General features: G+C 36.7%; 11 protein-coding genes, 14 tRNA genes, 2 rRNA genes and 2 riboswitches. Of the genes, 24 read left to right on the forward strand and 3 right to left on the reverse strand.

The window, feature by feature from the left end; translation table 11 throughout:
- The 22 genes from D1B32_RS03105 to D1B32_RS03210 form a co-directional block, all read left to right on the forward strand.
- Positions 1 to 104: ribosomal RNA gene (locus tag D1B32_RS03105) — 23S ribosomal RNA — on the forward strand; the annotation flags it as partial.
- Between the two features lie 152 nt (positions 105 to 256).
- Positions 257 to 372: ribosomal RNA gene (gene rrf / locus D1B32_RS03110) — 5S ribosomal RNA — on the forward strand.
- 119 nt (positions 373 to 491) lie between these two features.
- Positions 492 to 566, forward strand: a tRNA-Asn gene (locus D1B32_RS03115).
- A 3-nt stretch (positions 567 to 569) separates the two neighbouring features.
- A tRNA-Ser gene (locus D1B32_RS03120) sits at positions 570 to 661 on the forward strand.
- A gap of 16 nt (positions 662 to 677) precedes the next feature.
- A tRNA-Glu gene (locus D1B32_RS03125) sits at positions 678 to 752 on the forward strand.
- Between the two features lie 4 nt (positions 753 to 756).
- Positions 757 to 832 (forward strand) — tRNA-Val (locus D1B32_RS03130).
- A 28-nt stretch (positions 833 to 860) separates the two neighbouring features.
- Positions 861 to 937 (forward strand) — tRNA-Met (locus D1B32_RS03135).
- Between the two features lie 5 nt (positions 938 to 942).
- Positions 943 to 1,019: transfer RNA gene (locus tag D1B32_RS03140), tRNA-Asp, on the forward strand.
- A 19-nt stretch (positions 1,020 to 1,038) separates the two neighbouring features.
- Positions 1,039 to 1,114, forward strand: a tRNA-Phe gene (locus D1B32_RS03145).
- Between the two features lie 17 nt (positions 1,115 to 1,131).
- Positions 1,132 to 1,216 (forward strand) — tRNA-Tyr (locus tag D1B32_RS03150).
- 14 nt (positions 1,217 to 1,230) lie between these two features.
- A tRNA-Trp gene (locus tag D1B32_RS03155) sits at positions 1,231 to 1,304 on the forward strand.
- 14 nt (positions 1,305 to 1,318) lie between these two features.
- Positions 1,319 to 1,391, forward strand: a tRNA-His gene (locus D1B32_RS03160).
- A gap of 26 nt (positions 1,392 to 1,417) precedes the next feature.
- Positions 1,418 to 1,492, forward strand: a tRNA-Gln gene (locus D1B32_RS03165).
- Between the two features lie 3 nt (positions 1,493 to 1,495).
- Positions 1,496 to 1,570: transfer RNA gene (locus D1B32_RS03170), tRNA-Gly, on the forward strand.
- 10 nt (positions 1,571 to 1,580) lie between these two features.
- Positions 1,581 to 1,654 (forward strand) — tRNA-Cys (locus D1B32_RS03175).
- Positions 1,655 to 1,661: 7 nt separating this feature from the next.
- Positions 1,662 to 1,745: transfer RNA gene (locus D1B32_RS03180), tRNA-Leu, on the forward strand.
- 576 nt (positions 1,746 to 2,321) lie between these two features.
- A complete protein-coding gene (locus tag D1B32_RS03185; RefSeq protein WP_095310063.1) occupies positions 2,322 to 2,921 on the forward strand; it encodes a peptidoglycan-binding domain-containing protein in 600 nt (199 codons plus the stop codon).
- Between the two features lie 576 nt (positions 2,922 to 3,497).
- Positions 3,498 to 3,971, forward strand: a complete 474-nt coding sequence (locus D1B32_RS03190; RefSeq protein ID WP_095310043.1) for a VOC family protein — start codon at positions 3,498 to 3,500, stop codon at positions 3,969 to 3,971.
- Positions 3,972 to 4,259: 288 nt separating this feature from the next.
- On the forward strand, positions 4,260 to 4,649 hold the full coding sequence (locus D1B32_RS03195; RefSeq protein WP_095310041.1) for a hypothetical protein: 390 nt from the start codon (positions 4,260 to 4,262) through the stop codon (positions 4,647 to 4,649).
- Between the two features lie 909 nt (positions 4,650 to 5,558).
- Positions 5,559 to 6,251, forward strand: a complete 693-nt coding sequence (locus D1B32_RS03200; protein WP_118888612.1) for a hypothetical protein — start codon at positions 5,559 to 5,561, stop codon at positions 6,249 to 6,251.
- 212 nt (positions 6,252 to 6,463) lie between these two features.
- Positions 6,464 to 7,048, forward strand: coding sequence for a GNAT family N-acetyltransferase (locus D1B32_RS03205; RefSeq protein ID WP_095310036.1), 585 nt, complete (start codon positions 6,464 to 6,466; stop codon positions 7,046 to 7,048).
- A gap of 237 nt (positions 7,049 to 7,285) precedes the next feature.
- On the forward strand, positions 7,286 to 8,077 hold the full coding sequence (locus D1B32_RS03210; protein WP_095310034.1) for a phosphotransferase: 792 nt from the start codon (positions 7,286 to 7,288) through the stop codon (positions 8,075 to 8,077).
- Positions 8,078 to 8,381: 304 nt separating this feature from the next.
- Here the strand turns inward: D1B32_RS03210 and D1B32_RS03215 are convergent, their stop codons facing one another.
- The 3 genes from D1B32_RS03215 to D1B32_RS03225 all read right to left on the reverse strand — a co-directional run bounded on the left by D1B32_RS03215 (position 8,382) and on the right by D1B32_RS03225 (position 10,761).
- Entirely contained in the window at positions 8,382 to 8,924 is a 543-nt protein-coding gene (locus D1B32_RS03215; RefSeq protein ID WP_118888613.1) for a VUT family protein, read from the reverse strand.
- A 2-nt stretch (positions 8,925 to 8,926) separates the two neighbouring features.
- Positions 8,927 to 9,586 carry a 7-cyano-7-deazaguanine synthase QueC gene (gene queC / locus D1B32_RS03220; RefSeq protein ID WP_095310030.1) on the reverse strand — a complete coding sequence of 220 codons (660 nt, stop codon included), beginning with the start codon at positions 9,584 to 9,586 and terminating at the stop codon, positions 8,927 to 8,929.
- A 44-nt stretch (positions 9,587 to 9,630) separates the two neighbouring features.
- Positions 9,631 to 9,674: riboswitch (PreQ1 riboswitch) on the reverse strand.
- 243 nt (positions 9,675 to 9,917) lie between these two features.
- Positions 9,918 to 9,964, reverse strand: a riboswitch (PreQ1 riboswitch).
- Positions 9,965 to 10,164: 200 nt separating this feature from the next.
- Complete coding sequence (locus D1B32_RS03225; RefSeq protein WP_095310028.1) at positions 10,165 to 10,761, reverse strand: TetR/AcrR family transcriptional regulator; 597 nt, start codon at positions 10,759 to 10,761, stop codon at positions 10,165 to 10,167.
- Positions 10,762 to 10,852: 91 nt separating this feature from the next.
- Here D1B32_RS03225 and D1B32_RS03230 point away from each other — a divergent pair, with 91 nt between their 5' ends.
- Together D1B32_RS03230 and D1B32_RS03235 are read left to right on the forward strand one after the other, a co-directional pair.
- Positions 10,853 to 11,392 carry a hypothetical protein gene (locus D1B32_RS03230; RefSeq protein ID WP_095310026.1) on the forward strand — a complete coding sequence of 180 codons (540 nt, stop codon included), beginning with the start codon at positions 10,853 to 10,855 and terminating at the stop codon, positions 11,390 to 11,392.
- 787 nt (positions 11,393 to 12,179) lie between these two features.
- Positions 12,180 to 12,560, forward strand: a complete 381-nt coding sequence (locus D1B32_RS03235; protein WP_095310024.1) for a cupredoxin domain-containing protein — start codon at positions 12,180 to 12,182, stop codon at positions 12,558 to 12,560.
- Positions 12,561 to 12,747: the final 187 nt, after the last annotated feature.

Genomic DNA, 12,747 nt, shown 5'->3' on the forward strand with positions numbered 1-12,747 from the left:
CGAGTGAGTAAGATCCCTCAGAGACGATGAGGTTGATAGGTTCGGTGTGGAAGCGTGGTGACACGTGGAGCTTACGGATACTAATCGATCGAGGACTTAACTAAATTCTTTATTTGATGTCTTGTTTTCTCTTATTTAGTTTTTAAGGTATAAACCTTATAAAAACCCAACTTTATACTTGATTTTTTTTCAAAAACGATTATAATATTGGTTGTCACTGATTTTCTTGAGGTTCACTTGGGTGATAATTATATTGTCTGGTAGCAATAGCGAAGAGGTCACACCTGTTCCCATGCCGAACACAGAAGTTAAGCTCTTCAGCGCCGATGGTAGTTGGGGCTTTGCCCCTGCAAGAGTAGGACGCCGCCAGGCAAGTAAATTCCTTACCATACAAGAGCTGTATGACAGGAATGAAGCTACTCTAAAATATCTCATTTGGTAGGACGAGCAATTTCTGTTTGAAAAACCAAATAGATTTCATTTTGGATTATTCCACAGTAGCTCAGTGGTAGAGCAATCGGCTGTTAACCGATCGGTCGTAGGTTCGAATCCTACCTGTGGAGCCATACGGAGAGCTGTCCGAGTGGCCGAAGGAGCACGATTGGAAATCGTGTAGGCCGTTTACGCGGCCTCGAGGGTTCGAATCCCTCGCTCTCCGCCACTATTACATAAAATAAGGCCCGTTGGTCAAGCGGTTAAGACACCGCCCTTTCACGGCGGTAACACGGGTTCGAATCCCGTACGGGTCACCAATATGGAGGATTAGCTCAGCTGGGAGAGCACCTGCCTTACAAGCAGGGGGTCGCAGGTTCGAGCCCTGCATCCTCCACCATATTTCATCTTAATACTTTATTTCATACCGCGGGGTGGAGCAGTCTGGTAGCTCGTTGGGCTCATAACCCAAAGGTCGTAGGTTCAAATCCTGCCCCCGCAACCAAAAATGGTCCGGTAGTTCAGTTGGTTAGAATGCCTGCCTGTCACGCAGGAGGTCGCGGGTTCGAGTCCCGTCCGGACCGCCATTTAAAATATTTTAATTATGGCTCGGTAGCTCAGTCGGTAGAGCAACGGACTGAAAATCCGTGTGTCGGCGGTTCGATTCCGTCCCGAGCCACCATTTACTTCAATTTAGTTGGAGGGGTAGCGAAGTGGCTAAACGCGGCGGACTGTAAATCCGCTCCCTCAGGGTTCGGCAGTTCGAATCTGCCCCCCTCCACCATTTTAATAAATAATAGGGGTATAGTTTAACGGTAGAACTACGGTCTCCAAAACCGTCAATGTGGGTTCGATTCCTACTACCCCTGCCATTTACAATTATATGGCGGTCGTGGCGAAGTGGTTAACGCACCGGATTGTGGCTCCGGCACACGTGGGTTCGATCCCCATCGATCGCCCTCATATAATTAACAAATTTATTGATTGGGCCATAGCCAAGCGGTAAGGCATCGGGTTTTGATCCCGTGTACCCTAGGTTCGAATCCTAGTGGCCCAGCCATATGCGGAAGTAGTTCAGTGGTAGAACATCACCTTGCCAAGGTGGGGGTCGCGGGTTCGAATCCCGTCTTCCGCTCCATTTTATTTTTGGCGGTATAGCCAAGTGGTAAGGCAGAGGTCTGCAAAACCTTTATCACCGGTTCAAATCCGGTTACCGCCTCCATACCTATGCCGGTGTGGCGGAATTGGCAGACGCGCGGGACTCAAAATCCCGTGTCTTCACGGACGTGTCGGTTCGACCCCGACCACCGGTATCGATATTATGATTTAAGTAAATTACAAAAGGATTTTGGCTCCTAAACCTTTATATCTAAGGGTTTAGGAGTTTTTTTGTGGATTTTAGAATCTAATAGTAAAAAATCTTTGTTAGATTCAAGCAATAGAACGAGATAACTAGATGTTCTTGTATAATCTACCTGGTAAGCTACTATTAAGAAAAGCAACATTCGAATGATAGATAGGAGAGATAGCGGTTGGCAAATGTATGGCCATTTTGAGGTTTCATAGATAATATTATTGATAAAAATAAAAATAAGTACACAATAAAGTGTTTCACACATTTTTAATAGGGTATATGTAAAATATTCAATTAATTACCTCTTGGAATAAGAAGGCGAAGGAGGTGGTCGAGAGCGAAAGGAAAAAGGGAAATAGACCTATCGCTTGTGACCAAACTGGCCTCACCATGCACCATCTGTATGCAGACGTCGATACATCGGGATAATAGTGCGGGCTATCAGCTGAGGATAACAAAAGATATGACAAGGGATCGACTGTCGTATCTGCCTATGCGACTGCCGAAGTCTATATTATTTTAGGAGGAGATTATGTTGAAAAAGAAATGGTTAGCAGTAATACCTGCAGTTATGCTTGTAGCAGTGCAAGTTGTTCCCTTTCAAACTGTAGACGCAGCCTCGGAAAATGATTCGATTCAACTATCAGAATCAGAAATACCACCAGGATACGAAGCGATATTAAATTGGCCGCCTGAAGAACAGCCGATTGTCAAACAGGGTAGCCAAAGTTTTGAAGTTGAATTTATACAAGTGATGTTAAATCACTTTGGACATGAAACAGAAGTCGATGGAAATTTTGGCCCACATACAGACCAACAAGTCCGTGAATTACAAGCAGAGCATGGTTTAGTCCGGGACGGGATTGTCGGTGTTGATACATGGACACTACTACTTGACGAATATCAAGCAGAGTTGTTTACAGTAGAAACAGCGATTGCTTATGCAGAGGATGCCCTTGATAATGATGATTTAGTATTTAGTAGCGCTGGCGAGCTTCATGAGGACTCAGACGGCAACTTATTTTATTCTTTAAGAGCACAAAGTCAGGATTTTATTGATGACGGAGGTACTGGCACGGTTGGATTCTATGATGTTTTTCAAAATGGAGATGTTGTGGAATCGGAACCAAGATAGACATCGACTTAATAGATTGAATTTTTAATAGAAAGTCCCTGATTATATCTCTCGGGGCTTTGACAAAAGCTTTTTAAATCAGTGTTTTGATATAATCTACGACCCCGCACATTGGTATCTATCACTTAGGCTATCAAGGCTTTCAACGTTTATGTTGAGAGCCTTTTTTACGCAGTAATTATAAATAATGATCAGTTATTTGTAATGAACTTCAACAAGAGTTTAAGCTTGTCATCAATCATTTTCTCTTGATTCCTTGACCTGTAAAATGTCCCCATATTCCCTCGATAGGATTTAAAAAAGCAATAGGTATAAGCCTAGTCTCGTATTCTTTATCGTTAGCTGTGCAGAAGAGATGCATGTTCTTTTACATAATGCAGGTACGTGCTTTAATGCTTGGATTGCCTTATCGAAATCCCTATTAAAGGAGGGATTTACGCTAATATGTGAAGGAGGCATTCTTAGCCATTAATCTGTAACAGGTTAAGAGCCTTACTACTTAAACCGTCATTTTAACAAAATCCGGGGAGTGACAGCCACTTACAAAGGGAATTAGCTTATCAGGAGGGATTTATAATGACAGCAATTACACATATAGGTTTATCCGTTCCCGATATTGAGGCAGCTATCAAGTGGTATGGGGAGGTCTTGGGCTTTAAACTAATTGCTGGGCCATATACCTTTGTCTCAGAATTAGAAAAGGAACATAATATGACCAATGACTTATTGGGTAAAAACATCAAAAAAATGAGGAATGCGCATTTGGTTTCGCAGAATCAGGTTGGTCTCGAGCTTTTTGAATTTCAAGAACCAAAAATGGAAGAAAGAAGAAAGCAGGATTATCAAGGCTATTTTCATATTTGTTTAATAGCAGATGACTTGGAAAAACTTGCGGATAAAATTGCAAATTCAGGTGGGGAAAAGCGGAGTGAGATCTGGAATACATGGAAAGGGAAGCCTTATTATTTAGTTTATTGTGAAGATCCATTTGGAAATATTATTGAACTTTACAGTCATAGTACGGAGACTATGTATGCCAATAAGGAATAAACGTTACAGCAAATTTACTTGTATTTAGTAATTTTTAAGAATGAAAGATTATTAAGGGCGAGATTTGATTAGAACTCGCCTTTTTGTATGTAAAGGTTCTGATATTATGTCTAAGCTGTAATTTTTAAAAATATGACTTAAATGTAATGATAATATATGGTAAGATAACTTTGTGAAATGATGTACTTAATGCAACGGGCAGGTTAGTGTAAGGAGAATATTGGCTCTTTCTTATTGAAGTATAGGAGTAGGTTTGTTAAAGATTTATTTTGGATAAGAGGTTAAATTTTGGCTGTTTACGAATTTATCGCTTGTAATCAGAAACTAAAATCCTTTGAAGAAGCATTATCAGATGAAGAGATAAAGTCTTACAACGAACTACTTAAAATAGGATTTAAAGAGGAACAAATACAAATTCGTGTAATTGATCTAAGTAAAATAGATCGTAATAAGAAAGTATTTTTAATTAATCTCCCAGAGGAGCTTCAAAACAGTCCGTTGGTTATCGAGGAGGATTTCCATAATCCTTATGCTCGTTTTTTAACGGATAAGAAGTTTATTTATAAAGTAACAAATGCAGAAAAGGTAGTTTCCCATCTTGCAGCATATTTCGGGGATTTTCAGATACATGGAAGGAACTTGAGCTTTGGCGAGTATTACAAGATGACTATAGTGTAGATAGTTTTGAAGTTCCCAAAACAGTTATAAACTTGCATAACCTGAAATTGGAGAAATTAGAAGCATTTTATGAAAGAGCAGTACCTAATCAAATGGTACTTTTCAAAATTAAAATTGTGTTTAGTTAAGGGTATTAATGATATTGTTTAATCAACTAAATGGACTGTCCTAAAAGAAGGATATGCACTCTTTTTTTGTTGAATTTTTAGAGAGCAATAAGGGGATATAGATGACCTCTACTAAAATAATGTTACTGGGTATTGCACGGATGCTTGTTGCGTACTATGTACCACATAAAGCGGGTTTTAGAATAAGTGGCTATGAAATTTATCTATTGGTTTGGGATTTATTTTTGTAATAGTTGGTCTCATCAAAAAGGATAAGCAAGTAAATTCATAGATAAGTTACTAAAGTAGCTAATGCGATAGGTAATTCAATAAGAATGATAATATTGTATTAATGTTGGTTAAGAGGTGATTATATTAAATTTTTACGAATTATACTACCAGTACTTCCAATTCCATTCCTATTTCATTTTTATGAATATAATAGCCATTTGACGAGACAAGAGCCAGTTTTCCTATTCCCAGGATTCTTACTATTCATAATAATTGTTGGATTACAGCTAAGAAAGGTTAAACTACTTCGAATATTCCTATCAGTCATTTTTATGACCATCCTTTCATTGTTATTAAGTTATTTCTTTATATCTGATGACGGAGGCTGGTTTAAACCCTTTGGAAGAGATACTGTGGTTTTAGGTACTTCAGTAATTTATATTTTAGGGCAGGTTATAGTAATCTCGATCAGTAACTGGAAGACTACTGGAAAAAAGTAAAGTTATTCAACTAATAGGTAGCATAGTATGACTAAGAACTTGTAGAATTCACGTTAGAAATAGGAGGGAATATGAAATATAGAAAGATCGTTACCGTTTTAATAATTCTATTAATATTATGTTTTGGATTTTATCAATATATGGATAAACAACACTATGTAAGGTATATGTCTCATCAGTTATCAGGTGCTGTTTCGGGTATGTCTTCTGCTTTATATAATAACCAAATAATGTATGAAGAAATTCTTGATTCCAGAAGCATTACATTGGAGCAAATGGATATGATCTTGAGTTATAATGGTAGTTTCGGAGTAAAAGTTCGGGAATTAAAAATGATAGCGGTTAACTTTTTTGAACGTGCATCGGATGAGGAATTAAATTCCATAACTGCATTTACAGCGTCTGATATTAATTCATTTTTTTATGAAATACAGTGGGATATTGTCTATGAAGAAAAACTTGATAATTTATCAGATTTGACGACTATACTGAGTAAAAATGAAAGGATTAAATTGAATGAGGATGAACTAGAGCACATACATACTATCCAGGCATTAAATTCCTTATGGAGGGAGGCCCTGATTAATAATATAAATGGAATAAATCCAGATACAGGAACGGTAAATACTGATTTATTCTTCGACATATACCGTGAAAAAGGATTTATAAAGGATGATTGGATAAATCTACTAATAGATTTTGACTCAATTACAACGGAGTTTTTAGAAGAACACGAAAAATTTGAAGCAAAGATTACGAAGTAAAAAAATTATCAGGTTGCCTTAAATTATGTATTAAACGATCTGGTGCACGAGATAAATAAGGCAACCAGAATGTGAAATTCTTTTTTTAAATAAACGGATTTTAAGCTATCGAGGCAGGTTTATTGTGTAGAACTATTTTTTATATAGGGTGTTATATTTTTCACTTCAATTATGAGGGTCTTAAATTCTGTATCGATGGGAGAAAATATAAAATGTTTATTCGTGAATATAAAGATACTGATGAAATCAGTTGGGTTCGATGTAGAACCCTATCATTTTTAAATACAGCCTACTTTGATAATGTGTTAAATAAAAAAGAAAAATACGAAAATCCTGCAATTGAATTAGTAGCCGAATTAAACGGACAAATTATCGGGCTCATTGATGTAGAGTATGAAAAGAAAGAAAAGACTGTCTGTTCAAGAGGACAAGGCTTAGGGGGGATGATTTGGCATGTTGCAGTACATCCAGACTACTATCGCCAAGGAATTGGAAAGCAACTTCTTCAAGAAGCAGAAAAGCGAGCTACTAATTTAGGATTAAATCGATTTGAAGCATGGACTCGAGATGATTGCTGGGTACGGAATTGGTATGAAAAAGTGCAGTTTAAAAAAGTCTATTCCTATTACCATATTTACTTCGAAGGATATGAAATGAAAAATCGAATTCAAAGTACCATACCTAATCTCCACCTAGTAAATACATTCGCTCACTATGTAGGAGAAGATATTGAGCAATTTGAATCAGACAACGAGCGAATTTATGAATGTGTTTGCTATGAAAAATATTTTAAGTGATTTTAAATAGCAAAGATAATTTTTCTATAGTTTATTTTAATTTATATAGTACTTTTTCAACTATAGCGTGCAAGAGTACAAAAACGATCCTAGAACAATCACCATGTTTAAAATCTTTATTTTGAATGTTGCGTTATTATTAAAGGTGGAGTTAATAAACGAAAGAGGTAGGACTATTGGAAATCAGGATTTGTTTTGAGAATGTCTAGTTGTCCCAATAATGGAGGGGGTTCTCAGGTGTCAAATTATGAAAACGAAGAAATGCTAACTGGAGGGAACGTCTCAAAAGTATATCGTTCAGGGGATACTGTTCGACGAGAATTAAAGCGAGAAAGCACTAAAACTCACAAGATATTAAAGCATTTGGAAAACAAAGGATTCAGCTATGCACCAACGTTTCTAGGTATTGATGAAAAAGGTAGAGAGATATTATCATTTATTGAAGGAGAAGCTGGCAACTATCCTTTAAAAAAATACATGTGGTCTAATGATGTTTTAAAGGAAATAGCGAAAATGCTTCGTCATTATCATGATGCCGTGAGTGATTTTTTAATTGAAGCGAGTTGGCAATCAATAGATAATACCCCCCAACCATTTGAGGTACTATGCCATAATGATTTTGCAATATACAACATTATTTTTAATCATAAAAGACCAGTAGGTATTATTGATTTTGACCTTGTTGGTCCTGGTCCAAAACTTTGGGACATAGCCTATACTCTTTACACGTGTATCCCATTAAGTAGATTTTACTATTCTGAAGCAGGTGAGGCAGTTCATTATAATTCCTCACTGCATGCCGATCGTATAAAACAAAGAATTACACTGTTTTTTGAATCCTATGGTGAAGGAATTGAGGAAGGTTATCTGGAAATGGTATTACTACGATTAGAGGGGTTATGTCAAACAATAAGAAGAAAAGCCAAAGAAGGCGATATTTCTTTTCAAAAAATGATAGAAGCAGGGCATCTTGAACATTATCATAATGATATTAAATTTATTCGTGAAAATGGAAAGGAGTGGATTTAAGAGGAATTTTTTTGAACTAACGAGGTTTCTTTAGCTTCATAAGAAATTGTTGTATGAATAAATAACGGTACTTCCTAAATGACAATGCAATTGACATCGATTTGTCTGTGCGTAATAGCTATATATTATCTGAAAAGAACTTTAATATTTTGATGGCAAAACAGCCTGAATTAGCTATTAAACATTGAGATAACAGCCCAAATGACGTAGCCAATTCATACGTCATTTGGGCAATTTCATTTTATATGATATGGCACCTCAAAATATATTCCTTTGAAACTCCTAACCCCCTGTTTACGTGAATTTAGCTTGCTGTTACCCTTCTTGCTCTCATCACATACACTTGATTTAGTGCCAGAGCTCCAATCAGCTGAATAACGGTTTTCGCAATTACCTGGCCTGTAATTGCTGCTGGAACGGCCCCCCAAGGGATAAAACCTGCACCTAGTGGACTTAATCCAACAATTACGAAAACAACGGAATCTAGTAATCCACCAACAATTCCGCTATAAAATACGCGCCATGCGATTGGCAGTTTTAACCTCGTATAAATCTCTGTATCTGCCGTTTCAGAAATAATAAAGGATAGGGCGGAAGCTGCAACAATCATTAATGTATCTCCCAGTAAAGAGGAGACCACACCGGATAATATCAATGCGGTAAGAATGAATAAATAGGTCTTTGCTCTTCCGTACTTGTTTTGCACCAAGTCACGAAAGATAAATGTCGCACCGATTAGAAATGTTCCCATAGGAATAATAAATATACCAATCTCTAAAGGCATCATTGCCGCAGTAATAACATTAGCCGTGACAATTGAAATTAAATAAAAGAATACACGTAACATATTTATTTCTCTCCCTTTTTCAGCAAGTATTGCTCTAACCCATTATTTCGAAGCTTGCAAGCTGGACATGCTCCACAGCCATCAGCCTTTACACCGTTATAGCAAGTCAGTGTCTTTTCCCGAATGACATTCAATACGCCTAACTCATCTGAAAGCCCCCAGACTTCCTCTTTATCCAACCACATTAGCGGTGTATGGATTACAAACGGTTCATCAATCGCCAGATTTAGCGTTACATTTAATGACTTGATAAAACTATCTCGACAATCTGGATAACCACTAAAATCCGTTTCACTAACCCCTGTCACTAAATGCTTAGCACCAACTTGTTTTGCCAACACACCAGCGAAGGATAGAAAAAGTAAATTTCTTCCTGGTACAAAAGTGTTTGGTAGCTCCGTTTCATCTCCATCAGCTACCTCAATATCGTTTCGCGTTAAGGCATTTGGTGCCAGTTGATGAAGCAGCGACATATCTAAAATATGATGTTTTACACCAACGTCTTCTGCAATCTCTTTCGCACATTCAATTTCTAATTTATGGCGTTGCCCATAATCAAACGTAACTGTTTCAACTTCTCTAAATTGTTCCATTGCCCAGAATAAACAGGTCGTGCTATCCTGTCCTCCGCTAAAGACAACAATGGCTTTATCTTTTTTCATGTAAAAACTCCTTTTAAAAAGAAAATACAGCACTAAGAAAGGCTGTTTTCTTAGTTTTTTTAAGAGGGTAGCTAAAAACCTCTTTTTATTCGTTTTAAAGATTATATTCTTCTCGGAATATGTATGACCATACCTTTGTATAACCTAGATTTTAAACAGGAAAGGACCAGTCGAAATACTTGTTTGTCTAATTCTTTTAACTCCTATATATGCCTATTTCCAGACATGAAAAAACCTCCCCGTATTTTTCAAAAACACTAAGAGAGGCTATAGCAAACTACGATTTTAACAAAAAAAGCCACATCCAATATGGACATGGCTAATCGTCAATGTATCCATAGTTTTTTATAGAGGGTATCAGCTATGAACCTCTTCCGATTCTGTGTTTCATTCCTAATTATCATAGCTGAGAAAGCGGAGGGTGTCAATATGGTTGGTTGAGGTGAGCACTATTAGTAGGGTGAAATTGCTAAAAAGCTGATGATACCTGGCGATAGCATTCGTTATCGTCGTAACAGTTCATCAGCTTTTTACGGTTTAGGCGGTATTGTAATAAATAAACTAACGCATTGAATAACTTATTTGCAAAGTGATTGAAGGTGATAGTTTAAAGTCTGGATCATTTTTTCTTGAGTAAGTTGCTTCGAATTCAATACGTGATGCATAGCCATACCGTCAACGATTGCATGAAGCCTGTTTACTTCCATATTGAGATCAAGTTCGTCCTTTGCAAATTGTAATAATTGCAAGGTCTCTATGACTTTCTTAAATCCTTGATGCATGTCGTTGTACATTTTATTGCTCAGTTCATGGAGGGTGTTATCGACAAGTACTTTTGCAGAAAAAGCCAGCCATACCTCCATTTCTATCTTTCGCTCATCATCGATGGGTAGAACTTCACACACACCATCTGCAATAAATTCCAACGATACCGGACCCTTTGGAAATTTTCTTGTTTTTACCCGTTGCTTGACACGATCTGAAACCAATTCCATGGAAAAGCGCAGCAATTCTGACTGTGATGCAAAATAGTGTCTTACTGCACCAACGGACAGTCCAGTAGTCTCGGCAATTTTCCTTACTGTTGCTTGTTCGATTCCCTCCTCTACAATGACTTTCCATGTAGCTTCTGCGATCTGAATTTTTCGTTTATAATGATCAACTATTTTTGGCATATTTTTATTTTAACACACTTGTATTAAATAAACCATTCTGTTATTATTTTAATGCAAACGTATTAAATAAAATGTAGAGGAAGTGTTCCTGTTGATTGGTTGGTTGATTATAGCCTGTGAGATTGGATTTTGGGTGTTTGTTTTAGCTGGATTGACATCTAGATATATTTTTAAGAAAAAGCGATTGGGAACATTTTTACTCATTTGTTCACCAATTGTCGACCTCATATTGCTTATTGTAACTGTATTTGATTTGAAAAATGGAGCAGTTGCGACTATCTTCCATGGAATTGCTGCGATTTATATTGGAGTAAGTGTAGCCTTTGGCCATCAAATGATTAAATGGGCGGATGCGCGTTTTAGTTATCGATTCGGAAATGGTAATGAACCGATGAAAATAAAATATGGAAAAGCACATGCCAGAAAAGAACGGGAGGGATGGTATCGTCATTTGTTGTCCTGGTTAATCGGTGGGGGAATATTAGTGGGTATTATTCTTTATATCAACGATCATTCACAGACTCAAGTATTGTTACGTACCATACAGTTCTGGACGCTGGTTTTGGTCATTGATTTTATAATAAGTATCAGCTATACGTTATTCCCGAAAAAGCAAAAAGGCACAATGTAAAAAATATTTCGACTGAATTGTAAGAAAGCAGTACTTGGCTATTTGTTTTTACAATTATGATTGCCGTTAATCCAATGAATAAAATTACTTTTAAAGGTGGATGTCTGTGGATATCAATCTATTAATTTGGTCCTTTTTAATCATCTTCATGCTTCATAATTTTGAAGAAATTATCCTGATTGAAAGATGGTAAAAAAACATACCCAGTTGTCCGTGAGCGAATAATTCCGTTCGTCAAAAGAGAGATCGATCAATTCGAAACAATGACTGCAGCTCGTTTTTCCTTGGTTGTGGGTATACTCTTTATTCTCGCATCTGCTTTAATAACAATAACAACCAATCAATATTACTTATTCCTAGGGTAGGGATCAACATTATTTTTGCTTTAAATATCTTTATCTATCCCCTTCAGGCATTTGTATTAAAATGTTATGTTCCAGGATTATGGACAACAATATTACGTATTATTTCATACAACATCATCTTTTTTCACGAACTGTATCATCAAAAAATCTTTGATTTGACTACAAATTTAAAAGCTTTAGTGGTGATTATACTATTTATACCAGTCTTTATAATGAGTCATAAAATAGCGGAGAAGTAGGTTTGAATCGTATGGAATCATGTTAAAAGGGTTTATGTTAAGGTAATCAATAATATTAAGAAATCCATTTTAAATTTTATTGCTCTTTTTAAAATCCCTAAAAACCATTCATGTTTCCTAAAATAAATATCCTAATAATTTGTAATAACTTGAAGAAAATAGTGTAAGGAAAGGAGGGATTATATGTCTATCAAAAAATCCTTAGCTGGATTACTTGCGTTAATGATGGTTATGTCTATTTCAGTGCCACTACATGTGTTTGCAGCAAGCGGGGCTGGAACAGAGCCAATGGAGCCGGTAAATGAGATGATGGTCGAGTTGCACGATGATTTCTTTAATCCAGATGTGATTACGATTGCTAGTGGGGAATCGACAGAACTATTATTGGAAAATGTAGGTCAGAAGCAACATACCTTCACCGTGGAAAAGCTTGGTATTGACGCCGAGCTTCAGCCGAGAGAACAGAAAACCATTACCATAGAACCGCAAGAAGCCGGTACATACGAACTTATTTGTCGGTTTCATGAAAATGAAGGAATGGTTGGAGAAGTAATCATCAAATAATAAGCAGGATTAAATGATCTTAATACACATTAATAAGCGATAGTCTAGCTTGAGAGCTATTCTATCGCTTTATTTTTTATGTCTTCTTTACCATACGTTTTCGATGCAAATTTGGGTTTAATTTCTGTGATTTAATTAGCGGCTATAATAAGACTAGTACCGGTAATCTTATTCATGTAAGCATCAC

Source organism: Oceanobacillus profundus (assembly GCF_003515705.1).
GTDB lineage: Bacteria > Bacillota > Bacilli > Bacillales > Amphibacillaceae > Oceanobacillus > Oceanobacillus profundus.

Excerpts from the sequence above, each read along its gene's own strand:
- D1B32_RS03190 (WP_095310043.1), top strand. The coding sequence starts at position 3,498 with ATGACAGCAATTACACATATAGGTTTATCCGTTCCCGATATTGAGGCA.
- D1B32_RS03200 (WP_118888612.1), top strand. The coding sequence starts at position 5,559 with ATGAAATATAGAAAGATCGTTACCGTTTTAATAATTCTATTAATATTA.
- D1B32_RS03205 (WP_095310036.1), top strand. The coding sequence starts at position 6,464 with ATGTTTATTCGTGAATATAAAGATACTGATGAAATCAGTTGGGTTCGA.
- D1B32_RS03215 (WP_118888613.1), bottom strand. The coding sequence starts at position 8,924 with ATGTTACGTGTATTCTTTTATTTAATTTCAATTGTCACGGCTAATGTT.
- queC (WP_095310030.1), bottom strand. The coding sequence starts at position 9,586 with ATGAAAAAAGATAAAGCCATTGTTGTCTTTAGCGGAGGACAGGATAGC.
- D1B32_RS03225 (WP_095310028.1), bottom strand. The coding sequence starts at position 10,761 with ATGCCAAAAATAGTTGATCATTATAAACGAAAAATTCAGATCGCAGAA.
- D1B32_RS03235 (WP_095310024.1), top strand. The coding sequence starts at position 12,180 with ATGTCTATCAAAAAATCCTTAGCTGGATTACTTGCGTTAATGATGGTT.